Origin of the sequence: Aeromicrobium sp., from assembly GCF_023146395.1 — a bacterium.
Lineage (GTDB): Bacteria > Actinomycetota > Actinomycetes > Propionibacteriales > Nocardioidaceae > Aeromicrobium.
The window spans coordinates 399,377-424,724 of sequence record NZ_JAGLCD010000004.1 but is presented as its reverse complement, the minus strand read 5'-3'; the positions used below and the strand labels follow the sequence as shown (position 1 = coordinate 424,724).

The following is a 25,348-nucleotide window of genomic DNA, read 5'->3' as shown; positions in this document are numbered from 1 at the left end:
TCGTCACCCCTGCAGCAGCGACCGGAGCACCAGCGTGTGCAGCCGGATCGACCCCGCCGCGAGCGCAGCCGCGGTGGCCTCGGCGTCGTCGCCCGACCGCGGCCCCACGACCTGGTCGACCAGATCGGCCTCGCGCTGGGCCGCGGTGCGGACCTGGCGCAGGTGCCGGGGCTCGACGCCGAGCCGGGCCAGGTCGGCCACCGCACTCGCGATCGCCAGGTCGTCGCCGTCGTAGTACTTCTGCCGCGCGCGGCGCACGATCAGACCGTGGGCCTCGATCTCCTCGAGCAGGGCCTGGTCGATGTCGGCCTGCTCGAGCAGGTCCTCACGCGTCAGACGAGCCCGGCTCGGACGCTCCGAGAACGTCTCGGCCGTGGGCAGCCCGTCCTCGGCGAGCGCGAGGTGCCGGCCGGTCTGGTCGGTGGGCACGCGACCGTTGTCGAGGTCGTCGAGCACCTGACGGATGTGGCTCAGCGGCCAGAACGCGTCGCGCTGCTGACGCAGGATGAAGCGCAGGCGTTCGACGTCGTCGAAGCTGAACTTGCGGTAGCCCGACGGCGTGCGCTCGGGCTCGAGCAGGCCCTCGGACTCGAGGTACCGGATCTTCGTGATCGTCAGGTCGGGGAACTCCGTCAGGAGCTCGTCGAGGACCTTGCCGATGCCGAGGCGCTCGAAGGAGGCAGCGCCGCCCGTCCCACGATCACCCACGGCCACGCGTGGCGCTGCTGTCGAAGAACAGGAGCCGGAACTTGCCGAACTGGACCTCGTCGCCGCCCGCGAGCGTGATGTCGCGCTCGATCCGGTCACGGTTGACGTACGTGCCGTTCAGGCTGCCCTTGTCGGAGACCACGAAGGTGTCACCCTCGCGCCGGAACGTGGCGTGGCGACGCGAGACGCTGATGTCGTCGAGGAAGATGTCGCTGCCCGGGTGACGACCGACCGTGACCTCGTCGGCGTCGAGCAGGAAGCGGGCGCCGGCCTCGGGACCGCGCTGCACCAGCAGCATCGCCGAGCCGTTGGGCAGCTTCTCGACCGTGGCCAGGTCGTCGGCCGACATCTCCTCGGTGTCATGGTCGACGTAGGGAATGTGCGTCGTGTGCTCGACCGCGTCACGCGGGTCAGGCTGACCGTCACCTGGCGTCGTCATGTCCACTCCCTTCCGGCGGCGAAGAGCACGCGCGCGGCGCGTGCCGTTGGAGACTCAACCTAACATCCGGCGGCGTCACGCCGAGGTGAGTCCCGCGTACTCCTCAGGCGTGAGGAGACCCTCGGTGGCGTCGTCGAGAACGCGCACCTTGAAGAGCCATCCCTCACCGTAGGGATCGGAGTTGATGACCTCCTCGCCGCCGTCGAGCGCCTCGTTGCGGGCCACGACCTCGCCCGAGACCGGGCTGAAGATGTCGCTGACCGACTTGGTCGACTCCAGCTCCCCCACCGTGGACCCGGACTCGACGGTGTCGCCCACCGTCGGCAGCTCCACGTAAACGATGTCGCCGAGCTGGTCCTGGGCGAAGTCGGTGATGCCGATCGTGACGACGTCGCCGTCGACGCGCACCCACTCGTGCTCTTCGCTGTAGTGCAGGTCCTCGGGGATCACGGGCGCTCCTTCAAGCAGTCCGAACGGGGGTCGGTGGGGGTCGATCAGGTCAGGAAACGTTGCGAGCGTACTCGGGCGACACGACGTCAGCCAGGGCCGTGATCGTGATGCTGTCGACGCGCTCGACCGAGAGTGTGCCACCTCGGGACTCGACCCGGTCGGCAATGCCACCGCGGAAGTCGATCGCCGGCGCCATCGTCGCAGGATCGCCGATCGCCTCGATGACGTACGGGCCCTCGACCTGCTTGCCGGACACCAGCACGTCCCCCGTCGCGGGGTCGTCGGCGAACCACGTCTGGGCCACGACGCGAGCGAAGCCGTTGATCACGATCGCCTCGGCGCCAGCGTCGCGCAGCTCCTGGACGGTGTCGAGCAGGAGCGAGGCCCCGACCGTGTCACCGGGGTCGGACAGGGTCAGCCGCACGCCGGGCCCCGTGGCCCCGACCGTGCCAGCCAGGATCGAGAGGTCGTCGAGGCGGCGCTGGGCCTCCTTCTGAGCGGTCTCCGAGGCGTTGGTGGACGACCGGAGATCGTCCCGCGTGGCGGTCAGGTCCTCGATCTGGTCCGAGAGGCGCCCGTTCGTCGCGTCGAGCGTCTTGAGCAGCTCCACGAGCTCGACGCTGCGGAGGTTCTGGTAGCTGTCGGCCTCGTCCTGGCCCAGCTGGACGGTGACCGTGAAGGCCAGCAGACCCAGCAGGACCGCCGTGAGCAGCTGTCGGGCCCGCCGGCGCCCGACGGGACGAGGGCTCGCGTCCCCCGTGTCCTCACGAGCGTCGTCCTCAGGGCCGTCCGCCGAGCTGTCCGCCGTGCCGGCTTCGGGGCTCTCGTCGGCGCTCGTCGCGAGGCGCACGTCGTCGTCCTCAGGCATGGAACACCCGCCGTCGGATGGCCGCCGCGTTCGCGAAGATCCGGATGCCCAGCACGACCAGGACGCCCGTCGAGAGCTGGGAGCCGACCCCCAGCTGGTCCCCCAGGAACACGATGAACGCGGCGATCAGGACGTTGGAGACGAAGGACACGACGAACACCCGGTCGTCGAAGCGCCGCTCGCCGAGGGCGCGCAGCGCGCCGACCACGGCGTCGAGGGCCGCGACGATCGCGATCGGGAGGTAGGGCTGCAGGGCGATCGGCACCTCGGGCTGCAGCACCAGACCCACGGCGACGCCCGCGACCAGACCGAGGATCGGGATCATGAGGTTCCTTCCTCGGCCGGCACCGGGGTGGCGCGGGTGATGGTCGTGCGGTGTGCGGGTGCCGCAGGCAGCACCTGATCGTCGGCATCGACCACGCTGTACGTCAACTCGTCCTGATTCTGCCGACGCTTCCAGTATCCGTCCTCGCCGCTGACCTCGAGACGTTCGCGGATCGCGTCGCGGTCACCGATGACCGAGAAGACGTACGGCGCCCCGATCGAGGTGAAGTTGATCGTGATCGCCCCGCCGGCCGCGCGCAGCGACGTGAGCGCGCCCCAGCGCTGCCCGTTGACGGCCAGGGCCTCGGCCCCGCCGATCCAGAGCTCGTTGACCATGGCCCGCAGCTCACCGTCGCCGAGGTTGAGCCCCTCGACCGGGTCGATCGTGATGCGCACCCCGTCGCCCCGGACCTGCGATGCCCCGGCGGCGAGCTCGTCGGCGAGCTCGTCGGGGGTCTTCTGCAGGTCGCCGCGTAGCGACGCGACCTCGTTCTCGAGCGTGGCGACCTGGAGCTGGAGATCGGACTGCAGGCGCTGGCCCTGCTCGATGTCACCCAGCAGGGCGTCGCGGGTCTCGCTGCGGGACGGGCGGTCCTGGTAGTACTGCACTGCGGTGATCGTGACCATCAGGGTGAACAGCGTCAGCACGAGGGCCGTGGCCGCGGTGTTGAGACCGCGCGATCGCGAGTACCGTCCGGGGCGCACGACGTAGTAGTCGTCGTCGAGCGCACGTTCGGCGATCTGGTCCAGCAGACCCGTGGCCTCGCGGCTGTAGGGGGTGCGCTCGGGCCTGGACGAACGGTCACCAGGGGCTCCCGCGGGGTCGGAGCGCATCGGATCAGACCGGTCGTCGGTCGCGGCGGGTCGGACGGTCCTCCGGGGCCAGGCGCGGCGACGTGGTCAGCAGGCGACGCACCTGGAACGCGTACAGGACCCCGCCCCACCAGTAGAGCCCGACACCCCAGATGGCGAACGCCCAGCCGAACACGTTGGCCAGGTCGGCGACCGTGCCGGCCCCGTCGCCGAGCAGCAGGAGCGGGAAGGCGTAGAGCAGACCAGCCGTCGCCGCCTTGCCCAGGAAGTGGACCGGCAGCGAGCTGAAGCCGCGGGTCCGCAGGAAGGGCACCAGGCTGAACAGGAACACGTCGCGCAGCGGGATCGCGACCACGAGCCACCACGGGATGATCTCGCGCAGGCCCAGGCCCACCACGACGGCCAAGATGTAGAGCCGGTCGGCGACCGGGTCCAGGATCGCGCCGATCTTCGAGGTCTGGCCCAGCGTGCGGGCGAGCTTGCCGTCGAGGTAGTCGGTCACGCCGGAGATGATCAGGACGAGCAGGGCAAGCTCGTCCCACTCCGGTCCCAGGACGAGCCACAGGAACACGGGCACCAGCAGCAGCCGGACGAAGCTGAGGGCATTGGGCACCGTCAGCACGCGATCCTCGGTGTTCATCACCGGCAAGACTAAGCCATCGGTCCGCGGACCGGCCGCCACGCGTGGCGCGTCGTCGTTCCACATCGAGAGACGGTGCAGGGCTCGTGCTGCGCGGTTCGGTGCGAGTGCCAAGATGGAGAGCGAACATCAACTCCACCCCATCGAACTAGGCGGGGCCGTGGGCCCCGACCCGAGGAGGACGCGTGGCTGACTACAGCTTGCCCGATCTGTCGTACGACTACGGTGCCCTGGATCCGCACATCTCCGGCAAGATCATGGAGCTGCACCACTCCAAGCACCACGCCAACTACGTCGCTGGCCTGAACACCGCGCTGGAGAAGCTCGAGGAGGCGCGCGAGTCGGAGAACTTCGGCGCGATCGCCGGCATCGAGAAGAACCTGGCGTTCAACCTGGGTGGTCACATCAACCACTCGATCTTCTGGAAGAACCTCTCCCCCGAGGGCGGCGACAAGCCCACGGGTGACCTCGCGGCCGCGATCGACGAGAACTTCGGCTCCTTCGACAAGTTCCGCGCGCACTTCGAGCAGACGGCTCTGACGATCCAGGGATCCGGCTGGGCCATCCTGGCCTGGGACTCCCTGGGCCAGAAGCTGCTCGTCGTGCAGCTCTACGACCAGCAGGCCAACATCCCGGCCACGCTGATCCCCATCACGCAGCTCGACATGTGGGAGCACGCGTTCTACCTCGACTACCTCAACGTCAAGGGCGACTACGTCAAGGCGTTCTGGAACATCGTCAACTGGGCCGACGCCCAGGAGCGCTTCACTGCGGCGACCACGGGCGGCCAGATCATCTTCTGACCTGGTTCACCCACGACGAGGGGCCCGCACCGATCAGGTGCGGGCCCCTCGTCGCGCGCGCAGGGGTGGGGGGTCAGCGCCGGTCGCGCTCGGCGATGCGACGCAAGCGCTCGTTGTAGGCCTTGAGCTCGGCGTCGTCGTCGCGGTCGGCGGCGCGGTCGATGCGGCGCTGCTCGCGCAGGTCGGTGCGGAACCACTGCACGAGCAGCGCGATCATGACGATCAGCAGCGGCACCTCGCCGAGCGCCCACGAGATGCTGCCGCCCAGGTACTGGTCGTGCACCAGGTCGGTGAGGTACGGACGGTCGAGGTCACGGTAGAACGACTCGCCCGTGGGGACCGTGGCCGACATCACCGCGATCGAGAAGAACGCGTGGAACGGCAGGGTCACGAGCATGACGCCGAACCGCGCCAGCGGGACCAGGCGACGCGGTGACGGGTCGACGCCGATGATGACGTAGTAGAAGAGCGTGCCGACCGCGAGGAAGTGCAGCTCCATGCCCACATGGCCCAGGATGCTGCGCATCAGGGTGTCGAACAGCGGCGTGAAGTACAGCGCGTAGAGGCTGCCGATGAACAGCGCGGGCCCGACGACGGGGTGGGTCAGGAAGCGCGCGACCCGCGAGTGCAGGGCGGCGGTGAGCATCCCGCGGGGCGACACCTCGCCCGGCTGGCGTGGCCCTGGCAGCGCCCGGAGCGCCAGGGTGACGGGGGCGCCCAGCACCAGGAAGATCGGCGCGACCATCGACAGCAGCATGTGGCTGACCATGTGCGCGCTGAACAGGACGTGGGAGTACGTGCCGAGCCCGCCCATCGTGGCCCAGGCGACCACCACCATGCCGAGCGCCCAGGCGATCGAACGACCGACGGGCCAGCGGTCGCCGCGCCGTCGCAGCACGAGCACGCCGGCGATGTAGAGCGCCGATCCGAGCCCGACGACGGCGATGCCGACGCCGCTCGGATAGATGCTGGTGAGGAATCGCTCGACCGTCGGGGCCGGGGGCATGGGGCCACCGATGAGATCCTCGGCCGGGGTCAGCAGGACGTCGCCCACGGGCGGTGCGGTGCGCGACAGCGCCACGGCGACGCCGATCGTGCCGACCATCAGGAGGATCTCGCTGGCCGCGAGGCGCGCGAACCCGCCGCCGACCGCCACGATGCGTCGGCGCTGGTACCAGCCGAACACGCCGAGCGCGAGGAAGGCCACCGCCTTCACCGTGACCATCCGGCCGTACTCGGACCCGAAGAGCTGGTCGATCGAGGACGCGCGGACGGAGGCGTTGAGCACGCCGGAGACGCCGACCACGGCGAAGCACCAGGCTGCGACGGTCGAGTAGCGGGCGATGGCCGGCTCGATCCGGCGGCTCCCCCGGCGCGCGACCCAGCCGAGCGCGACGAGCCCCCCGACCCAGACCGCCACGGCCGTCACGTGGAAGTACAGGCTCACGGTGGCCAAGGAGTGCGATCCTCCCGAGGCCGCGTGGCCCGAGAGCGCCGCGGGCAGCAGCACGAGCAGGGCGAACACGCTCCAGCCGGCCAGGGCCCGCACCCCGATGGTCCAGCGCAGCACGAGCGCCAGCACGAGGGCGCCGAGCGCCTGCAGCACCAGGCTGCGTCCCACCTCGCTGTCGCGCGTGACGGCGACCAGGACGTCGCTGTCGAGCTGCGTGAGCGGCACCGCGAACAGGTCGGCCGACGTCACGACGTAGAGCAGCACCGTCGAGCCGAACCAGATCCAGGCGCCACGACGCGCGATGCGGACCCCGTCGACCGCGAGGCCCTGCGCGTCGTGACCCGAGGAGGGCAGCAGCACCGCCGCCAGCACCAGGAACCCGATCACGACGATCGCGGCGAGGTCGGCCACCAGGGTCAGCGACGGCAGGAGCCAGCCGACGAGGGGGCCGGGATCCGGAAGACCGACGGCCGGCGGCTGGGGCGCCGACCCGCCGATCACCATCGTGAGGACCAGGGCCGTGAACGCCACCGTGGTGCCGACCGCGACCGCGAGTCCAGGTCCGGTGGGCGCCGAGGGGGTGACCTCGGTCGTGCGCTCGGGTGTCAGCTGGTCAGTCATGGCTCGACCCCGTTCGCCGGCGTTGCAGGAGCAGGGCGACCAGGGCCAGCCACGGCAGGGCCACGAGGGCGATCCACCACCAGCGCGACGACGTGACCTGCTCGAACGTGCTGGACTCGACGGTCTCCCCCGTCGTGACGTCGAACTCCAGGGCCCCCTCGACGGGATGGCCGTCGGCGGAGATCACCCGGTAGTCGACCCGGTACGTGCCGGCCTGGCCCGGGTCCTCGACGGTCTGGACGACGTCGCGGCCGTCGATCGTGGCCTCCCCCTCGGCCACGACGGTCCCGTCGGGCGAGGCCACCGTGACGTAGGACGGACGGTTCATGTCCTCGTTGAACGTCAGCCGGACCTGCGGCGGCATCGTCGTGAGCTCGGCCCGTGACGCCGGGCTGGAGGAGACCAGACCCGCGTGAGCGAAGGCGGGTGAGGCGCCGTCGAACGACGCTGCTGCCAGCAGCGGCGTCACGAGCAGCAGCGCGGCGAGCAGGCCGGTGGACCGGGGGGTCGGACGCGAGAGGTGGACGGTCATGGCGCTGCTGAGCGTACCTGCCGGGGCCGAGGCGCCCCGATCGCGCTGCTAGGGTCCGCTGTCATGTGGGACCCGAGCCGTGGAGGCCTGCGCCTGGTGCGCGCCGCGGCCGTCGGCCTGGTCGTGGCCGGGGTCGCCTCGGCGTCCCACGTGCTGGGTGGGGGCTCCCACACGTCGTGGCTCGCCACCTCGCTGGCCGTCCTCGCCGTCTCGGGGGTGACCCTCCTGATCGGCGCGCGTCGCATCGGCGCCGCCACCCTGCTGATCCTGCTGTCGCTCGCCCAGGTCGGCGTCCACACGCTCACGGGCTACCTCCACGGACACGCCGCGTGGCACGACCCCGCGATGCTCCTGGCTCACCTCGCGGGCGTCGGTGCCAGCGCCGGGCTGCTGGCGCGGGGCGAGGCCCTGCTGTGGCGGCTCCACGCGTGGTTGAGCCCGTCGCTCGTGGGTCGCCCCTCGCCCGCGCCGGTCGTGACGCGTCCCGTCGCCCTGGCCACGGTCGTGCCGCGCGCCCTCACCCCGCTGCTGATCGGCTCCCTGAGTCGCCGCGGTCCCCCGCTGTCGGTCGTCTGACACCCCGGACGCGCCCCGTGGCGCGCCCGTCGTCGTCGTGCGCCCTGCGCGGCGACGTCCCGACCGACCTCTGAAGGACCATCTGCATGAACCACTTCACCCTGCCCACCCGAGCCGTGCGACGACTTGCCGTGGGCAGTGCCCTCGGCCTCGGTGCGGCGACCCTCGCCGCCGGTGCCGCGAGCGCCCACGTCACCGTCACCCCGAGCACGACCGCCTCGGGGGCGTACTCCCTGCTGACGTTCAGCAACCCGCACGGATGCGACGGATCACCCACCACGAAGGTCAGCATCTCCATCCCGGACGGCATCTACGCCGTGACGCCGACGCGTCACGCCGACTACACGATCGAGAAGGTCATGGAGCCCTTGGCCGACCCGGTCGACGACGGGCACGGTGGCGAGTACACCGAGCGCGTCTCCGAGGTCGTCTACACCGCGACGACTCCGCTCCCGGACGGCTACCGCGATGCGTTCGAGCTCCAGCTCAAGCTCCCCGAGGGCGAGGCCGGCGAGCAGCTCGCCTTCCCCACGATCCAGACCTGCGAGACCGGGGAGACGGCCTGGATCGACGAGACCGTCGAGGGCGAGCCGGAGCCCGACGCGCCGGCCCCGGCCTTCACCTTGACGGCCGCCACCGACGACGGCCACGGTCACGACCACGGCTCCGGTGACGAGTCCGACACCGCGGCCAGCGCGGCCGACGAGTCCGCGTCCGGCACCGGCGCAGTCGGCTGGGTGGCGCTGGCGCTGGGCGCCAGCGGCTTGCTGCTCGGCGGCGCGGCCTTCGCCAGGAGTGGCTCGCGTTCGTGATCGCCACGACGCTCCGGCGGGCACGGCTCCTGGCCGTGCCCGCCGGGCTGCTGCTCCTCAGCCTGGGCCTGCTGGCCGCACCGGCCTATGCCCACGCCTCCTTGATCTCGACGAGCCCGGCCGACGGCGAGGTGCTGACCGAGTCCCCGGCCGAGATCGCCTTGACCTTCTCCGAGCCGGTGCGTCTGACCGACGGCGTCGAGCTGTTGGACAGCGACGGCGCTCCCGTCGCGGCCGACATCAGCGCCAGCGACGAGGTCGTCACGATCACCCCCACGGACGAGCTCGGCGACGGCACGTACATCGTCGGGTGGCGGGTCATCTCGGCCGACAGCCATCCCGTCGCGGGTGGGCTCAGCTTCTCCGTGGGCGCCCCGTCAGCCACCACGGTCGACCTGCCGACAGCCGACGCTCCGCGCGACGTCGACCTGCTGCGCAAGACGGCCGAGGCCGTCCGCTACGGCGGCGTGCTCGTCGCCGCCGGTCTGCTCCCCTTCGGTCTCCTGGTGGCCACCTCGGCCGGACGCGAGTCACCGGTCGCCCGGCGCCGCCTGCAGCGCACCGGGGCGATCGCCGCCGTCCTCGCGGTGCTGGCTGCCGTCGCCCTGGCCCCCCTGACCGCCCTCTGGCAGAACGCCACCGAGCTCTCCGGGCTGGGGAGCGCCCTGGTCACGGCGTCGACGTGGCAGACCAGCACCGGCGCTGCCGCCCTCGTGCTGGGCCTCACGCTGGCGCTCGCCGCCGTGACCGTGCGCCGCGCCCCGGCCCTCGCGCTCGCCGCAGCCGCCGTGGCGGTCGGGTCGTTGGCGGTCGTGGGCCACACCCGGACCTTCGGGCCCGTGTGGCTGGTGCTGACCGCGGACGTGCTGCACACGGTCACGGCCGCGGTCTGGGCCGGCGGCCTGGTCGGCCTGGTGCTGCTGCTCACCGCGGGCCGCGCGGTCCGCGCCATGCACGTGCAACAGGCCGTCCGCCGCTTCTCCGCCGTCGCCCTCGTCTCGTTCGCCGTCCTCGTGGTCTCCGGCAGCGTGCTCTGGTGGCGGGTGCCCGCCACGGTGAGCGGCCTTCCGGACAGCTCGTACGGAGTGCACCTGATCGTCAAGCTCGCCCTCGTCGTCGCCCTCCTGCTGGTGGCCGCCTGGAACCTGCGCCACCTGCGGACCCACCGCACGATCGAGCTCGGTCTGCTGCGGCGCACCGTCGTGGCGGAGGTGGTCCTCGTGGCCGTCGTCACGGCCGTCACGGCCGGGCTGGTGACGCAGGTGCCGCGGGCCAGCGAGGCCGCCCCCGTGTCGGCGGCGCCCGCACCGGCCGAGCTCGACCTCGATCTCGGAGACGGCGTGCGCGGCACGTTGGTCCTGACCCCGGGCGGGGTGGGCACCAACAGCGCCCAGCTGACGGTCGTCGACGCGGGTGGAGCGCCGGTGGTGGCGCTCGAGCCACCTCAGGTCTCGGTCGGCATCGAGGAGTTCGAGCTCGGACCGTTCCGGCACGAGCTCGTCGAGGTCGCCCCCGGCTCCTACGAGGGCAGCATCGACCTGCCGATCGCCGGCACCTGGCGCATCGACGTCGGTGTGCGCATCTCGACCTACGAACGCCCGTCCGACTCCGCCGTCCTGGAGGTGACCGAATGACTCGCACGAGCACCCGAGGCGCTCTGGTCCTGGGGCTGGTGACGGCCCTGCTGTGCTGGGGCGTCGCCCCCGCGTCGGCCCACGTGATCCTGGACCAGGCGGTGCCGCAGGGCGACGGCTCGGTCGAGGTGACGTTCACGTTCGACCACTCCTGCGACGCCTCGCCCACCGTCGAGCTGGCCGTGGCCGTGCCCGAGGGTGCCGAGATCCTCGGTGGCACGGGCCCCACGGGCTGGACCGCCACGACCGAGGAGTCGCGCGTCGTGTTCGCCGGTCCAGGGATCGGCGACGGCGCCGCCCCGCGCTTCGCGGTGATCGCACGCCTGACCGGCTCGGTCGGCCAGGCGCTGCTGTTCCCGACACGGCAGAGCTGTGCGAACGGGGACGGGTACGACTGGGTCGACACCTCGGAGTCCGCCGAGCGGCCCGCTCCCCGGCTCGTCGCCACGACGGCGGTGCTCGCCGAGGTCGTGGCCTCGACGGCTCCCGGCAGCTCAGGCAGAGGGCCAGCGCTGCCCGATGACGGCGCATCGGCACGCCAGCTCGCGGTCGCGCTCGGGGTGCTGGCCCTCGTCGTGTACGTCGCGGCCCGCGGCGCTCTGCGTCGCGCACGCCCGGGAAGCCGTTAGCGTGGGGGCATGGCCGAGCATCTGACGACCCAGTCCGTGATCGAGCTCGACGACGCATGGGGGGCCCACAACTACCACCCGCTGCCCGTCGTGATCGCCGAGGCCGAGGGGGCCTGGGTCACCGACGTCGAGGGACGGCGTTATCTCGACTTCCTCTCGGGGTACTCCGCGCTCAACTTCGGGCACCGTCACCCCGCGCTGCTCACGGCCGTGCGCGATCAGCTCGACCGGCTCACCCTGACGTCGCGGGCGTTCCACAACGACCGCTTCGGCGCGTTCTGCCGCGACCTCGCCGAGCTCACCGACACCGAGATGGTGCTGACGATGAACACCGGCGCCGAGGCGGTCGAGTCGGCCATCAAGGTCGCGCGCAAGTGGGCGTACGAGGTCAAGGGCGTCGGCTTCGACGCCGCCGAGATCATCGTGGCGTCCGGCAACTTCCACGGTCGCACGACCACGATCGTCTCCTTCTCCGACGATCCCGCGGCGCACGACAACTACGGTCCGTTCACGCCCGGTTTCGTGACGGTGCCGTACGGCGACGCCCAGGCCGTGCGTGACGCGATCGGACCCAACACCGCCGCGGTCCTGATGGAGCCGATCCAGGGCGAGGCGGGCGTCGTCGTGCCGCCCGAGGGGTTCTGGGCCGACGTCCGCAGCGCGTGCGACGAGAACGACGTGCTCATGATCGCCGACGAGATCCAGTCCGGCCTGGCCCGCACCGGCACGCTGTTCGCGCTCGACCACGAGGGCGTGCGTGCTGACCTCTACACGCTCGGCAAGGCGCTCGGCGGCGGGATCATCCCGGTCTCGGCGGTCGTCGGACGGCGTGACGTCCTCGGGGTGCTGAAGCCGGGCCAGCACGGCTCGACGTTCGGCGGCTACCCCGTGGCGGCCGCGGTCGGTCACGCCGTCGTCGACCTCCTGCGCACCGGCGAGTTCCAGGAGCGCTCGACCGAGCTCGGCGCCCATCTGCACGCGCGCCTGGGTGAGCTGGTCGGCCACGGCGTCGCGACGGTCCGCGGCCGGGGGCTCTGGGCCGGGGTCGACATCGATCCGGCGGCCAAGACCGGCCGCGAGGTCTCGATGGTCCTGCGCGACCAGGGCGTGCTCTGCAAGGAGACGCACGAGCGCACCCTGCGCATCGCTCCCCCGCTGGTCATCACCCGCGACGAGATCGACCACGCGGTCGACGCGCTGGCAGCCGCGCTGCAGGCGTAGCTCCCCGGTCGATCCCCCACTGCAGCACGACGCCGTCCTCGGCGACGACGGAATCTGAGGGATCGTGGTGGGGGCCTGACGCAATCCGAGGGGTTGCGGGTGCCGGAGCACCCTCATCCCCTCAGATCAGGCCCTCCGAGCCGCCACAAACCCTCAGATTGCGCCCCACTCGGTGGGTCCCACTCGGTGGGTCAGGCTCAGTGGGTCAGGCTCGGGAGCTGCCGCGCTTGCGCAGGAGACCGAGGGGGAAGGGCTCGGCGGGAAGGCCCGCCTCGATCGCGGCGGAGTAGTGACCGACGAGCTCGCCGCACACCGACGACCAGCGGCGGTCCTGCACGGCGCGGCGCGCCGCCGTCCCGAAGGCGCGACGCTTCGACTCGTCACCGGTGAGGTCGCGGACGTGGTTCGCCATGGCGGCCAGGTCGCCGGGCGGGTAGAGCCATCCCGTGCGGCTGTGGTCGACCAGGTCGAGCGGGCCGCCCTTGGCCACGGCCACGACCGGCACCCCGGCCGCGAGTGCCTCCTGCACGACCTGGCAGAAGGTCTCGGTCTCACCCGGGTGCACCAGGACGTCGAGGCTCGCCACGTGCCGCCCCAGCTCGGCGCCGTGCAGCATCCCGGTGAAGTGGGCGGTCGGGAGCGCCGCGGCGAGCTTCGCCCGGTCCGGACCGTCGCCGACGACCACGACACGCACCCCCGGGACGCCCGCCAGGGCCGCGAGGTCCGTGACCTGCTTCTCGGGCGCGAGGCGGCCGACGAACCCCACGAGCTTCTCCCCGTGCGGCGCGAGCTCGCGGCGCAGTGCCTCGTCGCGGTGGTCGGGCGAGAACCGGGCGGAGTCCACGCCCCGTCGCCAGATCCGGATCCGCTCCACGCCTTGCGCCTCGAGCGCAGCCACGGCGCTCGAGGACGGCGCGAGGGTGACCGCGGCGCGGTCGTGGATGTCGCACACGCGCCGCCAGAGCAGGCGCTCGGCCCAGGGCATGCCGTACTCGGCGGCGTACGCGGGCACGTCGGTCTGGTACACCGCGACGGTCGGCACCCCGAGCTCCCGGGCCGCGAGGGTCGCGCGCCAGCCCAGCACGAACGGCGAGGCGAGGTGCACGACGTCCGGACCGAAGTCCTCGAGGAGGCGCTGCAGGCGCGCCACCCCGCCGGTCGCGACCCGCACGTCGGGGTACATCGGCAGCGACCACGACGGCACCGTGACGACGCGGGCCCCGTGCACGTGCGCCGGCACCTGCCCCGCGGCACTGTCCGGCACGATGACGAGCACGTCGTCTCCACGACGCTCGAGGTGCTGCAGGACGTGCAGCACGGAGGTGACCACTCCGTTGGTCTGAGGCAGGAACGATTCCGCGACGATGGCAATCCTCATGTCGCCCACGTTCGAGGTGGCGTCTGACGAGGCGGAGACGTCGTGGTGACGTGTCGGCGAACGCCTGGGGTGGATCAGGGCCGGGCGTCGTAGCCCTTGGTCTGCGCGGGCAGCGGCTCGGCCAGCCGGCCCAGGAGCGCGTCGAGGTCCTGGTCGAAGCTCACGAGTCCGGAGTGCTCGGCCGTCAGGAACCCGGTCCGGACCATCGAGTCGACCAGCGCCGAGAGCGGCTGCCAGAAGCCGCCCACGTCGTAGAAGGCGCTGCGCTTGGCGTGGATGCCGAGCTGGGTCCAGGTCCACTGCTCGGTGATCTCCTCGAGCGTGCCCATGCCGCCGGGCAGCGCCAGGAACGCCTGGGCGCGCTCGGCCATGATCGCCTTGCGCTCGTGCATCGTCTCGACGACGTGCAGCTCGCTCAGCCGCGCGTGAGCGACCTCCCGCTCGTCGAGCGACCGGGGAATCACGCCCACGACCTCGCCGCCGGCGGCCACGGCCGCGTCGGCCACGGCTCCCATCAGACCCACCCGTCCCCCGCCGTAGACGAGCGTGATGCCTCGCTCCGCCAGCGTGCGCCCCACCTCGACGGCGGCGGCCTCGTACGCCGGGTCGGCGCCGAACCGGGATCCGCAGAAGACCGCGACGGACGACAGCGTGCTCACGCGGGCAGCTCCCCCGTGAGGCGCGCGGTCAGCTCCCGGGTCGACGATGGCGGTCCGGCTGCCGACCAGAGCAAGCCACCGAGCTCGAGCTGCACCGCGCTGCAGCCCGCGCCAGCGACGATCGCGGCGCCGGGGAGCCAGTCCCACGCGGGCGTGCTGTGCTGGAACCACGCACCGATGCGCCCCGTGGCGACGCCGACGAGATCCATCGACCCCGAGCCGAGCATCCGCAACGTCGCGGCGCCGGAGGCGGCGCGCAGGAAGGGCTCACGGACGTGGTCGTGGGCGATGCCGCTGGGGTGCAGGTAGCTCGCGACGCTCAGGTGCGCGAGGCCGAGGTCCTCGCGATCACCGATCGGCTCCCCGTTGGCGGTCGTCGGCAGGTCCGGACCGCCGACCCACACCGTGCCGGTCGCGTGGTGCGCGACGGCGCCCAGCACCGCGACGTCGTCCTGCGTCAGGGCGATCGCCGAGCACCAGTAGTCCGAGCCCGAGGCGAAGTTGTAGGTGCCGTCGACCGGGTCGATGACCCACCGCCGGCCCGACGTGCCGTCGCGGGCGGCGCCCTCCTCACCCAGCAGTCCGTCCGCGGGACGGTGGGTCGTGAGCGTCTCGACCACGAGCTTCTCGGCCGCGTGGTCGGCATCGGTCACGACGTCGGACACCGAGGTCTTGCGGGCCACCTCGAGGCCCTCGGTGCGCATGTGCGCGGCGAGCTGCGCGGCATCGGTGACGAGTCGGGCGGCGAGCAGGGCATCGTCGATCAAGGTCACGGCCAGACCCTAGCCGGTCGGGCGTGGGCCGCTCAGCGCAGCACGCGGTAGGTCAGGTGCGTCACGTGCGCGGTGGACCGTGAAGACACCTGCTCGAGCCGGGTCGGCGGGACGCCCTCGAAGAGTCGCTGACCGGCCCCGAACAGGACCGGCACGACGTGGAGCCGCAGCTCGTCGACCAGGCCGGCGGCGAGGAACTGGTTCAGGGTCGTCGCGCCGCCCGCGATCGCCACGCGGCCCCCGTCCTTGGCGCTCTCGCCGGCGGCCGCCACGGCGCGGTCGAACGCGTCGCGCATCCCACCGGTCACGAAGGTGAAGGTCGTGCCGCCCTGCAGCACGAGCGGATCACGGTCGTGGTGGCTCAGCACGAAGACCGGCGCTCGGTACGGGGGCTCGTCGCCCCACCAGCCGGTCCACTCCAGATCGTGCTCGCCCCGACCCGGTCCGAACATGTGACGCCCCATGACATAGGCGTCCGCGCCCACGATCGCCTCGACCTCCTCGGCGTTCGACGCGGCGTCCTCGAACCGCCAGCGCGCCAGCGCCTCGAAGTCGCAGTCACCGAACGGACGCTCGAGACTCTGGGTGGCGTCGACCCCCGAGGCATAGCCGTCAAGCGACACCATCATGTCGGCGGTCACGTGCACCATCGCCAGCACCTCCAGATCGTCCCGTGAGCCCAGGGCAGACTAGCGACGATCAGGACAGCTCGGCACCCATCCGCATGCGGGACGGGGGCCGTGCGGCCCCGAGCCGCTCAGCCACGGGCATCGCGGCACGCATGACCCGCAGCACGTTGCCGCCGGCCAGCAGCTCGCAGTCGGCATCGGTCCACCCTCGGCCCACGAGCTCGGCGAACAGCGCCGGGTAGCCCGACACGTCGGGCAGGTCGTCGGGAAAGTCGGGCGTGCCGTCGTAGTCGCCGCCGATGCCGATGCCCTCGACACCGAGGATCGACCGGGCGTGCTCGAGGTGGTCGGCGACCTGGCTGAGCGTCGTGCGTGGCGGTGGGTTCTCCGCCATGAACTGCTGGCGGACTGCCGCCCGCGAACCCCGGGTGCCCCCGAGGAGACCTCGGGCCTGCAGGTGATCCTCGAGCCGGGTCTGCCAGGCGTGATACTCCGCCGAGACGAACTCCGGCACGAAGCTCACCATGCAGAGTCCCCCGTTGTCGCGCAGCCGGTGCAGGACCTCGTCGGGCACGTTGCGGGGGTGGTCGACGAGGGCGCGACAGCAGGAGTGGCTGAAGATGACCGGCGCCTCGGTGACGTCGAGGGCGTCGTTCATGGTCTCGACGGAGACGTGGGAGAGGTCGACGAGCATGCCGATGCGATTCATCTCGGCCACGACCTCCCGCCCGAACCGGGTGAGCCCGTGTGCCGCGGGGGCGTCGGTGGCCGAGTCGGCCCACGCGACGTTCCGGTCGTGGGTCAGCGTGAGGTAGCGGACCCCGAGCATGTGGAGCGTGCGGAGCGCCCCCAACGAGTTGCCGATCGAGTGCCCTCCCTCGGCGCCGATCAAGCAGGCGATACGTCCGTGCCCCTGGGCCGCCACCACGTCCTCGGCGGTCACGGCGAGGACGAAGTCGTCGGGATACGCCGCGATCATCTGGTGCACGAAGTCGATCTGCTCGAGCGTCGCGACGAGCGCTCCGTCGTCGGCCAGGTCGGTCGGCACCCACACCGACCAGAACTGCGCGCCCACGTGGCCGGCCCGGAGACGCCTGACGTCGGTGTGGGTCAGATCCGCCGTGTCGTGGAGGTTCAACGCCTCCAGGTCGTAGTCGGCCACCTCGCGCGCGACCCAGGGCAGGTCGTTGTGTCCGTCGATGATGGGTTGCCGCGTGAGGATCCGCGAGGCCCGGGTGAGCCGCTCGGCGGGGGTGTCGGTCATGCGGCTCCTCGGGTGGGGACAGGGGCGGGAAGTGGTTCGGCGGGCCCGGAGGTACCAGTGCGGACGAAGGGCGACGTCATCGCACGCACGAGAGCGCTGTAGTCGAGCTGGAAGCCGATCTCGTCGCCCACCACGACCCCGTGGTCACCGACGTCGAGGACGAGGTGGTCGCTGCTGGCGGCCAGGACCGACATCCCCGCCGGCGGGGTGGCACCGTCGGGATCGACGTCCTGGCGCCCCAGGGCCAGGATCGCCTGGCGGACGAGCCCGGGTCGACCGCGGTGCGGCGTGCGGCCGAAGGCGTCCTGGCCGGTCGTGCCCCACGACCGACGTGGCTTGGTCTGCACCTCGATGACCTCGGCGGCCAGGGTGAAGGCGTCGGTGCGCAGGCCCTCGACCACGTGACGGTGCAGCGGCTCGGTGCCGAGCAGGATCGACTCCCCCAGCCGCAGCTCGTTGACGCGTCCGACGTCGTCGGTGCCGAAGGCCCAGTCCAGGTTGGCGGAGTTGCCGCCCGTCACGACCGTCAACGGATGACCCACGCGCGCCTCGACGAGGTCGACCAGCACCGAGAGCTGGTCCATCTTGTCCTGGTCGGGGACGATGCCGCTGCGGCACGCGAGATTGGTCCCAAGTCCGGTCAGCCGGAGACCGGACAGGCCGGCGACCGTGGCGGCAAGGTCGACGACCTCGTCCACGGCCACGCCCTCGCGCAGGTCGCCGAGCTCGACCATCAGCACGACGTCGTGCACGACACGCTCACACAGCGCTGCGGCCGACAGGGCTGCGAGCACGACGGCCTCGGTGTTGAGGCTCTGGTCGCTGCCGCGGACGACACGGTCGACCTGGCTCAGCATCGGCGAACGGATCAAGGTCAGCGGAGTGCCGGGATCGGCTGCCCGCAGCCGTTCGAGGTTCTCGACCCGGGAGTCCCCGATGGCCGTCGCCCCACCTCGTAGCATCGCCGCAGCCACGGCCGTCGACCCCAGCGAGGCCTTGGACACCCCGGTCACCCGGATGCCGCGCGGCACGAGGCGGTCCACCAGGACCCGCGTGTTCTGCGCGATCACGTCGAGGTCGACGTCGAGACGAGGCGCCGTCACCGGGCGGCCGGCTCGAGGCGCGCCTCGAGCTCCGGGAACGCCAGCACGACCATCTCGACCAGGCGGTCGAGGGACCGCGTCAACGGATCTGTCGCGGGCAGGCCGAGGTCGTCCTCGAGCGTGACGATGGCCTCGCTGATCTCGTCGTCGGTCATGTGCTCGTGGTTGACCGTGACGCCGATGACCCGCGTGTCGGCGAAGGCCTCGATCAACGCGATCTCGCTCGCCGCGGTCGGCATCGCGACCATCGGGAAGTCGCCCAGCACCTCGCGCTTCGGAGCGTGCTGCACGATCACCGCGGCGGGGCGGCTGCCGCGCAGGATGTGGCCGGAGGTTAGGTACGCCGGATGGCTCAGCGCCCCCTGGCCCTCCACGACGATGACGTCGGGGTCCTCGTTCTCGAAGGCCCGCACGACCTGGTGCTCGACCTCGCCAGAGATGAACTGCGGCACGAGGGCGTCGAGCGCTGCTCCGTACCTGCCGCCCTGGATCAGGGTCGTCTGACCGGTGCCGACCATGACGGCCTTGATGCCGGCGGCGTTGAGGGCCTGCACCAGCAGGGTCGACGTGGTGCGCTTGCCGATGGCGCCGTCGGTCCCGAGCACCGCGATCCGGGGACACGTGACGTCGAAGATGCGCCCGGAGAACAGGTGCAGGTCCTTGGTCTCCTTCGGGCGCCGGATGTCGGTGATCGTCACGTTCGCCAGGAGGCTGGCCGCCGCGAACTCAGGGTCGTCGTTGAGGAACTCGTGCAGGCCGTTGACGATGTGCATGCCCCGCGAGATGCCGTCCAGGAGCACGAGACGTTGAGCCGTCGAGAGCAGCCCGTCGGCGGGTGCCACACCGCAGATCAGGTAGTCCGGCACGAACCCGGCAGTCGCGACGGCAGCGTCCAGGCTCGCCAGCACGGGAATGCCGTTCGGGGTCCCGTCGAGGAACTCGCCCGCGTCCACCCCGGCCTGGCGGCTGTCGATGACGCTGAGGATCTCGTACTTCTCGGAGTGGCGGACCAGCCCGTTCGCAGTCTTGCCGTCCTGCTCGCCGAACTGGCCCTCGCAGTACGTGATCGCGGTGCTGCCGATCGGCAGCGATGCTCCGTGGCCGGGCTCGGTCTGGCCACGCGTGCCGAGGTCGGACGAAGGAACGGCGGGATGCATGGGTCTCCTCGGGAGGTCCTTCAGAGGAGGCGTCCCAAAAAGAGAGCAAGGCCAGCAGGCCGGACGGTCGACGTAAGCGTCTTCCCTGAGTGCGGCACGATGCCGACGTGCTCAGGCTACCAGTCAGCGCGCCGCCGATAGCCTGTCGCCATGGCGCAGCGGCTCCGGCACTCCTCCCTGATCCTTCCGCTGGACGAGGGCGTCGACAACCAGGCCGTCGACCGCCACATGCTGCTCTGGACCGAGGGCGGCTGGTCGCTGCAGCACTTCAGCACGACCGCTGATCCTCGGAACCACTCGTTCCACTTCATCTGGGCTCGCGCGGACTGACTGGACGGCGGCCTGTGGCACGTCGATCCGCAGATCCTGGCGCGCCCGCCTACGCTGGGTCCGATGAGCATCGGCGTGGAACCCTCCACCAGCACGGGCCTGGTCGACTCCTTCGGCCGGGTCCACTCCGACCTGCGCATCTCCCTGACCGACCGCTGCTCGCTGCGGTGCACGTACTGCATGCCGGAGCAGGGCAATGTGTGGCTGAGTCGCTCGAGCATCCTGTCGGCCGCCGAGATCGCGCACGTCGCCCGCGTGGCCGCGGACCTCGGCGTGACCTCGTTCCGACTCACCGGCGGCGAGCCGCTGCTGCGGGTCGACCTGGCCGAGATCGTGGCTCAGGTTGCCGGACTGCGCAGCGGCGGCTCGCCGGTCGAGGTCACGCTCACGACCAACGGGATCGGCCTCGCCGAGCGCATCGACGAGCTCGTGGCGGCGGGCCTGTCCCGGGTCAACATCAGCATCGACACGGTGCGGGCCGACCGGTTCCTGGAGCTCACCAAGCGCGACCGGCTCGCTGACGTGCTCGCCGGGATCGAGGCCGCTGCGGGCTCGCCGCTGCGACCGCTCAAGCTCAATGCGGTCGCGATGCGCGGCGTCAACGACGACGAGCTGGTCGACCTGGTCGACCTGGCCCTCGCCCACGACGCCGAGATGCGCTTCATCGAGCAGATGCCGCTCGACGCGGGGCACGTGTGGGACCGCTCCACGATGCTGACGCGTGACGAGATCCTGACCGTGCTGGGCGAGCGGTGGTCCCTGACCCCGGTTCCCGGGCGCGGCGACGCCCCGGCCGAGAGGTTCGAGCTCGACGCCGGCCCTTCGACGGTCGGCGTGATCGCCTCGGTCACGGCCCCGTTCTGCGGTGCCTGCAACCGTTTGCGGCTCACGGCCGACGGGCAGCTCCGCAGCTGCCTGTTCGCGACCGACGAGCTCGACCTGCGCGGCGCGCTGCGCACGGAGTCCCTCACCGACCTCGACCGCGACCACGAGATCGCGGACGTCCTACGCCGGTCGGTCGGCGCCAAGAAGGCCGGACACGCGATCGGCGACCCGCTGTTCCTGCAGCCGGTGCGCGGCATGAACGCGATCGGCGGCTGACGCGATCATCGCCGGACGGCAGTGGGATGCTGGGGGCATGACCCCCCCTGGCCTGCGCGCGAGCGTCATCACGGTCTCCGACCGCGCCCGGGCCGGCGCGGCCGAGGACCGCAGCGGTCCCCTGGCGGTGAGCCTCCTGACGGAAGCGGGCTTCGAGTGCCCGCCCGCCACGGTGGTGGCCGACGGGGCCGACTCGGTCGAGCAGGCCCTGCGCGGCGCCCTGGACGACGGCGCACGTCTCGTCCTCACGACGGGCGGCACGGGCGTGGGTCCGCGGGACCTGACGCCCGAGGGCACCGCTCCGGTGCTCAGCCGCGCGCTCCCCGGGCTGGTCGAGGAGATCCGCCGGATCGCGACCCGGGAGACCGCCGGCGGCATGCTGTCGCGCGGCCTGGCCGGAGTCGTCGACGGACCCGCCGGCACGAGTGCGGTAGTCGTCAACCTCGCCGGCTCCACGGCCGCCGTCCGTTCAGCGGTGCCCGTCGTCCTGGCCGTCGCGCCGCACGCGATCGCCCAGCTCGACGGCGGAGACCACTGATGCACAGCGAGGTCGTCCTGGCCACGGTCAGCGACGCGCCGCTCGACGTCGCCGCTCACCTCACCGCGGTCGCGCACCCCGCCGCGGGGGCCGTGGCGACCTTCGTCGGCCAGGTCCGCGACCACGACCCCGAGGCCGACGGCACGGTCGAGCTGCTCGAGTACGAGGCGCACCCCGAGGCCGAGGACGTCCTCCGCACGATCGCCACGCGGGTCGCGGCCGACCGTCGCGTCCGGGTCGCCGTCAGCCACCGCGCGGGGTCACTCGCGGTGGGCGACGCTGCCGTCGTGATCGCCGTCGCCTCGCCGCACCGCGCCCTCGCCTTCGAGGTGTGCCGTGAGCTGATCGAGACGATCAAGACCGACCTGCCGATCTGGAAGCGTCAGGTCGACACCTCCGGTCGATCGGCCTGGAAGGGCATCGGTGACGATCAGCCGCCCGCGAACGGCGGCAGCACATCGGCCTCGACGGCCTGATCCAGGGGGTGCTCGTCCGCGCGGCGGGCCCCGTCGACCAGCAGGGCGCAGTGCCCCAGGAGACGCTCCAGCGCCGGGTGGTCGCGCACCATCGCGGCCCGCAGCTCGCCCACGGTGGCCTCGCCACGCGACTCGCTCGCGATCCCGGCGGCCTCGCGCGCGGCGGCGAAGTAGCGGACCTCGATCACGCCGACTCCCCCGGTCGGGACCAGTCCCCGGACCGTCCGCCGGACTTCGCGACGACCCGCACGTGCTCGAGGCTCGCCGCACGGTCGGTGCCCTTGACCATGTCGACCACGGCGAGCCCTGCGACCGCGACGGCCGTCAGGGCCTCCATCTCGACCCCCGTGCGGTCGGCCGTGCGGACCGTGGCCTCGATCTCGACACCGTCGTCGCTGATCGCCAGGTCGACCGTGACGCCGTGGACGCCGATGACGTGCGCCAGCGGCAGCAGCGACGGGGTGGCCTTCGCGGCCTGGATGCCCGCGATCCGCGCCACGGCGAGCACGTCACCCTTGGGCACCGAGCCAGCGCGCAGCGCGGCCACGACGTCGGCGGAGCACCGCACGGCGCCGCGGGCGGTGGCCGCTCGCACCGTGGGCTGCTTCGCGGTGACGTCGACCATGCGCGCGTGACCGGCGTCGTCGAGGTGGGTGAACTCCATGACGCGATCCTCCCAGACCTGCGGGCACGGGTCTCAGGGTCGTCGCGCGGCGTGCACCGCGACCTCGACGGCCTTGACCGCGAGGTGCACCTCGGCACCGGGGACCAGCTCCAGGTCGGCCGCGGCGGACGGGGTCACCTCCGCGGTGATCGTGAGGGATCCGACAGCCGTCGTGACCCGCACCCGGTCACCGAGCGGCTCCACGTCGGTCACCACGGCAGCCAGGGCGTTGCGCGGACTCCCGGAGGGCGGCTGCGGGTAGACCGAGACCGCCGCGGGCGAGAACACCGCCACCGCGGCGCCCCCGGTCGGTAGCGGCTCCGACGACGGCAGACCGGTCAGCACGGCATCGCCGTGGACGACCGCCCGGCCGTCCCAGCGTCCGGCGACCAGGTTCAGACCGGCAATGCGTGCCGCGAACGCGCTGCGGGGCCGGGTCAGGACCTCCTGGGTCGCCCCGTCCTCGACGACACGCCCGCGCTCGAGCACGACGACGCGGTCGGCCAGCAGGAGGGCGTCGAGCGGGTCGTGGGTCACGAGCAGCACGGTCCGGTCCGCGAGCGCCCGACGCAGGACCTGACGCAGGGCCGGCACGACGTCGACGTCGAGAGCCGCCATCGGCTCGTCCAGCAGCAGGACCGCGGGATCAGCAGCCAGCGCCCGTGCCACGGCGACGCGTTGCGCCTGCCCACCGCTCAGCCGGTCCGGTCGCCGGTCGGCCAGGTCCTCGACGCCGACCTCACGCAGGTGGGCCCGTGCGGCCGAGCGCGACGCCCTGCGCCCTGCGCCCGTCGACCGCGGCGCGAAGGCGACGTTGTCGAGCACCGACAGGTGCGGGAACAGCAGCGGGTCCTGCGCCAGCAGCGCGACGTGCCGCCGGTGGGGTCGCACGCCGGTCAGGTCGCGGCCGTCCAGGACGACGTGTCCCGAGGTCGGGGCGACCAGACCGGCGACCGCGCCCAGAACGGTCGACTTGCCCGCGCCGTTCGGGCCGAGCAACGCGAGGGTCTCGCCATGGGCGACCTCGAGCCGGACCGTGACGTCACGGTCGTCCACCACGATGTCGAGCACGAGCCCTGACCGCGCCGTCGTCACGTGTCACCTCGACCGGGGCGAGCCACGCCGATCACGACCACGGCCACCACGACCAGCACGAGCGAGAGCGCCACCGCCGCATCGGGATCCGCGAACCGCTCGAGATAGATCTGGGTCGGAAGCGTCGTGGTGCTGCCCTGCAGAGCCCCCGCGAAGGTGACGGTCGCGCCGAACTCCCCCAGGGCCCGGGCGAAGGCCAGCACCGCCCCCGCGAGCAGCCCCGGCAGCACGAGCGGCAGGGTGACCCGGCGGAACACCGTGGTGGGCGACGCTCCGAGCGTCGCCGCCACGACCTCGTACCGCTCCCCGGCCGTGCGCAGGGCTCCCTCCACCGAGATCACGAGAAAGGGCAGCGACACGAAGGTCTGCGCCATCACGACTGCCGCGGTCGAGAAGGCGATGTCGAGGCCGAGTACCTCGAGCGTCGGGCCGACCACCCCGCGCCGACCGAACGTGGCGAGCAGGGCGATGCCACTGACCACGGGAGGGACCACGAGCGGCAGCAGCACGAGGGCCCGCAGGACGCCCTGCCCGGGAAATCTCGTCCGGGCGAGCACAACCGCCATCGGCACCCCCAGCAGGAGGCAGAGCAGCGTGCTCGTGCCGCTCGTGCGCAGGCTCAGCCACAGCGCGTCCCGCGCCGACGCCGACCCGACGAGGGTGCCAAGATCACCCCACTCGACGCGGCTGACCATCGCGACCAGGGGCAGCAGCACGAACAGCAGGCCCAGCACGGCCGGGACGTAGAGCCACCGCGGCACCCCGACTCCCGGGCCCCTCACGGCGGACCGAACCCGGCGTCGCGCAGCACCCGCTGCCCCGCCTCGCCCCGGACGAGATCGGCGAACTCGCGCGCGCGGTCCGCGCGCGGCGAACCCTGGACGACGGCGATGGGATAGGTGTTCACGACCGCGGCCGCCTCGGGCACCGCGATGACCTCGACCGCGTCGCGACTCGCCGGGGGCACGTCGGTGACGTAGACCAGACCCGCATCGGCCTCGCCGGCCGCGACCTTGCCGAGCACGTCGGTGACCGACTGCTCCTCGCTGTCGGGCCGCAGCTCCACCCCGGCAGCCGCCGCCACCTCCCGGGTCGCACGACCGCACGGCACCTCGGGAGCACACACCACGACGTCGAGGTCGGCCTCGGCCAGATCGGCGATCGACCTGACGCCGCCCGGGTTGCCGGCAGGCACCACGATCTGCAGCGTGTTGGTGGCGAACGGGGCCGGATCGACCACGAGGTCCCCGAGTGAGGCCATGGTCTCCTGGTCGGCCGAGGCGAACACGTCGGCCGGGGCCCCCGCACGGATCTGGGTGGCCAGATCGGCCGAGCCACCGAAGCTCACGGTCACGTCGACATCGGGGTGCGCGGCCTCGAACTCGGCCTCCAGATCACCGAACGTCGACGACAACGACGCGGCCGCGAACACGACGAGAACTTTTTTTCCGGCGTTCCCACCGCTCCCGCACGCCGCGAGGAGCAGCACCAGGAGCATCGCCAGACCCAGCCGAAAGCCCTGCGGTTGCAGGGCAACGGCACGGTGCGTGGACGTGCTCGGCGCGCCCTCGCACCCGTCGTCGGTCATGGCTGGAGCGTAGTCGTGCCGAGAACTTTTTCGTGAGCGACCAATCCGGTCTCCGCACCGTGGCGAAACA

Annotated in this window: 31 protein-coding genes; 10 read left to right on the top strand and 21 right to left on the bottom strand. The window is 72.0% G+C overall.

Going from position 1 to position 25,348, the window contains the following annotated elements; all coding sequences use genetic code 11:
• Positions 1-3 precede the first annotated feature (3 nt).
• The 7 genes from KAG51_RS04075 to KAG51_RS04045 all read right to left on the bottom strand — a co-directional run bounded on the left by KAG51_RS04075 (position 4) and on the right by KAG51_RS04045 (position 4,242).
• Positions 4-708, bottom strand: coding sequence for a MerR family transcriptional regulator (locus KAG51_RS04075; protein WP_290580886.1), 705 nt, complete (start codon positions 706-708; stop codon positions 4-6).
• Positions 701-1,147, bottom strand: a complete 447-nt coding sequence (locus KAG51_RS04070; RefSeq protein WP_290580884.1) for an FHA domain-containing protein — start codon at positions 1,145-1,147, stop codon at positions 701-703. Before KAG51_RS04070 ends, KAG51_RS04075 begins: the two co-directional genes overlap by 8 nt.
• Positions 1,148-1,222: 75 nt before the next feature.
• Complete coding sequence (gene gcvH / locus KAG51_RS04065) at positions 1,223-1,597, bottom strand: glycine cleavage system protein GcvH (protein ID WP_290580882.1); 375 nt, start codon at positions 1,595-1,597, stop codon at positions 1,223-1,225.
• A gap of 49 nt (positions 1,598-1,646) precedes the next feature.
• Positions 1,647-2,465, bottom strand: coding sequence for a DUF881 domain-containing protein (locus KAG51_RS04060; protein WP_290580880.1), 819 nt, complete (start codon positions 2,463-2,465; stop codon positions 1,647-1,649).
• Complete coding sequence (locus tag KAG51_RS04055) at positions 2,458-2,790, bottom strand: small basic family protein (RefSeq protein ID WP_290580878.1); 333 nt, start codon at positions 2,788-2,790, stop codon at positions 2,458-2,460. Before KAG51_RS04055 ends, KAG51_RS04060 begins: the two co-directional genes overlap by 8 nt.
• Positions 2,787-3,623: a DUF881 domain-containing protein gene (locus KAG51_RS04050; RefSeq protein WP_290580876.1), complete on the bottom strand. Its 837-nt coding sequence runs from the start codon at positions 3,621-3,623 to the stop codon at positions 2,787-2,789. The genes KAG51_RS04055 and KAG51_RS04050 overlap by 4 nt, the downstream gene beginning before the upstream one ends.
• 4 nt (positions 3,624-3,627) lie before the next feature.
• The gene (locus KAG51_RS04045; RefSeq protein ID WP_290580874.1) at positions 3,628-4,242 is read right to left on the bottom strand and encodes a CDP-alcohol phosphatidyltransferase family protein; all 615 of its coding nucleotides are present in this window, start codon (positions 4,240-4,242) and stop codon (positions 3,628-3,630) included.
• 185 nt (positions 4,243-4,427) lie between these two features.
• Here KAG51_RS04045 and KAG51_RS04040 point away from each other — a divergent pair, with 185 nt between their 5' ends.
• Positions 4,428-5,045 (top strand): superoxide dismutase, encoded by a 618-nt coding sequence (locus KAG51_RS04040; protein WP_290580872.1) that lies wholly within the window; start codon positions 4,428-4,430, stop codon positions 5,043-5,045.
• Between the two features lie 73 nt (positions 5,046-5,118).
• On the opposite strand, the gene KAG51_RS04035 is transcribed toward KAG51_RS04040, so the two are convergent.
• Both KAG51_RS04035 and KAG51_RS04030 read right to left on the bottom strand, forming a co-directional pair.
• Positions 5,119-7,119: a bifunctional copper resistance protein CopD/cytochrome c oxidase assembly protein gene (locus tag KAG51_RS04035; protein WP_290580870.1), complete on the bottom strand. Its 2,001-nt coding sequence runs from the start codon at positions 7,117-7,119 to the stop codon at positions 5,119-5,121.
• Positions 7,112-7,651, bottom strand: a complete 540-nt coding sequence (locus KAG51_RS04030) for a copper resistance CopC family protein (RefSeq protein ID WP_290580869.1) — start codon at positions 7,649-7,651, stop codon at positions 7,112-7,114. The genes KAG51_RS04035 and KAG51_RS04030 overlap by 8 nt, the downstream gene beginning before the upstream one ends.
• 63 nt (positions 7,652-7,714) lie before the next feature.
• Here KAG51_RS04030 and KAG51_RS04025 point away from each other — a divergent pair, with 63 nt between their 5' ends.
• The 5 genes from KAG51_RS04025 to rocD all read left to right on the top strand — a co-directional run bounded on the left by KAG51_RS04025 (position 7,715) and on the right by rocD (position 12,523).
• Positions 7,715-8,227, top strand: a complete 513-nt coding sequence (locus KAG51_RS04025; protein WP_290580867.1) for a hypothetical protein — start codon at positions 7,715-7,717, stop codon at positions 8,225-8,227.
• 86 nt (positions 8,228-8,313) lie between these two features.
• Positions 8,314-9,039, top strand: coding sequence for a YcnI family protein (locus KAG51_RS04020; protein WP_290580865.1), 726 nt, complete (start codon positions 8,314-8,316; stop codon positions 9,037-9,039).
• A complete protein-coding gene (locus KAG51_RS04015) occupies positions 9,036-10,673 on the top strand; it encodes a copper resistance protein CopC (RefSeq protein ID WP_290580863.1) in 1,638 nt (545 codons plus the stop codon). The genes KAG51_RS04020 and KAG51_RS04015 overlap by 4 nt, the downstream gene beginning before the upstream one ends.
• Positions 10,670-11,302: a DUF1775 domain-containing protein gene (locus KAG51_RS04010; RefSeq protein ID WP_290580861.1), complete on the top strand. Its 633-nt coding sequence runs from the start codon at positions 10,670-10,672 to the stop codon at positions 11,300-11,302. Before KAG51_RS04015 ends, KAG51_RS04010 begins: the two co-directional genes overlap by 4 nt.
• A 9-nt stretch (positions 11,303-11,311) precedes the next feature.
• Complete coding sequence (gene rocD, locus KAG51_RS04005) at positions 11,312-12,523, top strand: ornithine--oxo-acid transaminase (RefSeq protein ID WP_290580859.1); 1,212 nt, start codon at positions 11,312-11,314, stop codon at positions 12,521-12,523.
• A 205-nt stretch (positions 12,524-12,728) separates the two neighbouring features.
• Here the strand turns inward: rocD and KAG51_RS04000 are convergent, their stop codons facing one another.
• The 7 genes from KAG51_RS04000 to KAG51_RS03970 form a co-directional block, all read right to left on the bottom strand.
• A complete protein-coding gene (locus KAG51_RS04000) occupies positions 12,729-13,901 on the bottom strand; it encodes a glycosyltransferase family 1 protein (RefSeq protein ID WP_290580857.1) in 1,173 nt (390 codons plus the stop codon).
• Between the two features lie 74 nt (positions 13,902-13,975).
• Positions 13,976-14,560 (bottom strand): TIGR00730 family Rossman fold protein, encoded by a 585-nt coding sequence (locus tag KAG51_RS03995; protein ID WP_290580855.1) that lies wholly within the window; start codon positions 14,558-14,560, stop codon positions 13,976-13,978.
• Positions 14,557-15,333, bottom strand: a complete 777-nt coding sequence (locus KAG51_RS03990; protein WP_290580854.1) for an inositol monophosphatase — start codon at positions 15,331-15,333, stop codon at positions 14,557-14,559. The genes KAG51_RS03995 and KAG51_RS03990 overlap by 4 nt, the downstream gene beginning before the upstream one ends.
• A 32-nt stretch (positions 15,334-15,365) precedes the next feature.
• Complete coding sequence (locus KAG51_RS03985) at positions 15,366-15,983, bottom strand: dihydrofolate reductase family protein (protein WP_290580852.1); 618 nt, start codon at positions 15,981-15,983, stop codon at positions 15,366-15,368.
• A gap of 49 nt (positions 15,984-16,032) precedes the next feature.
• Positions 16,033-17,226: a dipeptidase gene (locus tag KAG51_RS03980; protein ID WP_290580850.1), complete on the bottom strand. Its 1,194-nt coding sequence runs from the start codon at positions 17,224-17,226 to the stop codon at positions 16,033-16,035.
• The gene (locus tag KAG51_RS03975; RefSeq protein ID WP_290580848.1) at positions 17,223-18,329 is read right to left on the bottom strand and encodes an alanine/ornithine racemase family PLP-dependent enzyme; all 1,107 of its coding nucleotides are present in this window, start codon (positions 18,327-18,329) and stop codon (positions 17,223-17,225) included. The genes KAG51_RS03980 and KAG51_RS03975 overlap by 4 nt, the downstream gene beginning before the upstream one ends.
• Positions 18,326-19,486 carry a DUF1611 domain-containing protein gene (locus tag KAG51_RS03970; RefSeq protein WP_290580846.1) on the bottom strand — a complete coding sequence of 387 codons (1,161 nt, stop codon included), beginning with the start codon at positions 19,484-19,486 and terminating at the stop codon, positions 18,326-18,328. The genes KAG51_RS03975 and KAG51_RS03970 overlap by 4 nt, the downstream gene beginning before the upstream one ends.
• A 150-nt stretch (positions 19,487-19,636) precedes the next feature.
• Here KAG51_RS03970 and KAG51_RS03965 point away from each other — a divergent pair, with 150 nt between their 5' ends.
• From KAG51_RS03965 to KAG51_RS03950, 4 genes are all read left to right on the top strand, one after another.
• Positions 19,637-19,816 carry a hypothetical protein gene (locus tag KAG51_RS03965; protein WP_290580844.1) on the top strand — a complete coding sequence of 60 codons (180 nt, stop codon included), beginning with the start codon at positions 19,637-19,639 and terminating at the stop codon, positions 19,814-19,816.
• Positions 19,817-19,879: 63 nt separating this feature from the next.
• Positions 19,880-20,917, top strand: coding sequence for a GTP 3',8-cyclase MoaA (moaA, locus tag KAG51_RS03960; RefSeq protein WP_290580842.1), 1,038 nt, complete (start codon positions 19,880-19,882; stop codon positions 20,915-20,917).
• Positions 20,918-20,954: 37 nt separating this feature from the next.
• Positions 20,955-21,455 (top strand): MogA/MoaB family molybdenum cofactor biosynthesis protein, encoded by a 501-nt coding sequence (locus KAG51_RS03955; RefSeq protein WP_290580840.1) that lies wholly within the window; start codon positions 20,955-20,957, stop codon positions 21,453-21,455.
• On the top strand, positions 21,455-21,931 hold the full coding sequence (locus KAG51_RS03950) for a molybdenum cofactor biosynthesis protein MoaE (protein ID WP_290580838.1): 477 nt from the start codon (positions 21,455-21,457) through the stop codon (positions 21,929-21,931). The genes KAG51_RS03955 and KAG51_RS03950 overlap by 1 nt, the downstream gene beginning before the upstream one ends.
• Here KAG51_RS03950 and KAG51_RS03945 read toward each other — a convergent pair.
• From KAG51_RS03945 to modA, 5 genes are read right to left on the bottom strand one after another with little or no spacing between them, the layout of a single operon-like run.
• Positions 21,886-22,119 (bottom strand): MoaD/ThiS family protein, encoded by a 234-nt coding sequence (locus tag KAG51_RS03945; RefSeq protein ID WP_290580836.1) that lies wholly within the window; start codon positions 22,117-22,119, stop codon positions 21,886-21,888. The genes KAG51_RS03950 and KAG51_RS03945 overlap by 46 nt on opposite strands.
• Positions 22,116-22,595, bottom strand: a complete 480-nt coding sequence (gene moaC, locus KAG51_RS03940) for a cyclic pyranopterin monophosphate synthase MoaC (RefSeq protein ID WP_290580834.1) — start codon at positions 22,593-22,595, stop codon at positions 22,116-22,118. The genes KAG51_RS03945 and moaC overlap by 4 nt, the downstream gene beginning before the upstream one ends.
• 33 nt (positions 22,596-22,628) lie before the next feature.
• Positions 22,629-23,690 carry an ABC transporter ATP-binding protein gene (locus tag KAG51_RS03935; RefSeq protein ID WP_290580832.1) on the bottom strand — a complete coding sequence of 354 codons (1,062 nt, stop codon included), beginning with the start codon at positions 23,688-23,690 and terminating at the stop codon, positions 22,629-22,631.
• Complete coding sequence (locus KAG51_RS03930) at positions 23,687-24,472, bottom strand: ABC transporter permease (RefSeq protein ID WP_290580830.1); 786 nt, start codon at positions 24,470-24,472, stop codon at positions 23,687-23,689. The genes KAG51_RS03935 and KAG51_RS03930 overlap by 4 nt, the downstream gene beginning before the upstream one ends.
• Positions 24,469-25,278 (bottom strand): molybdate ABC transporter substrate-binding protein, encoded by an 810-nt coding sequence (modA, locus tag KAG51_RS03925; RefSeq protein ID WP_290580828.1) that lies wholly within the window; start codon positions 25,276-25,278, stop codon positions 24,469-24,471. Before modA ends, KAG51_RS03930 begins: the two co-directional genes overlap by 4 nt.
• Positions 25,279-25,348 lie beyond the last annotated feature (70 nt).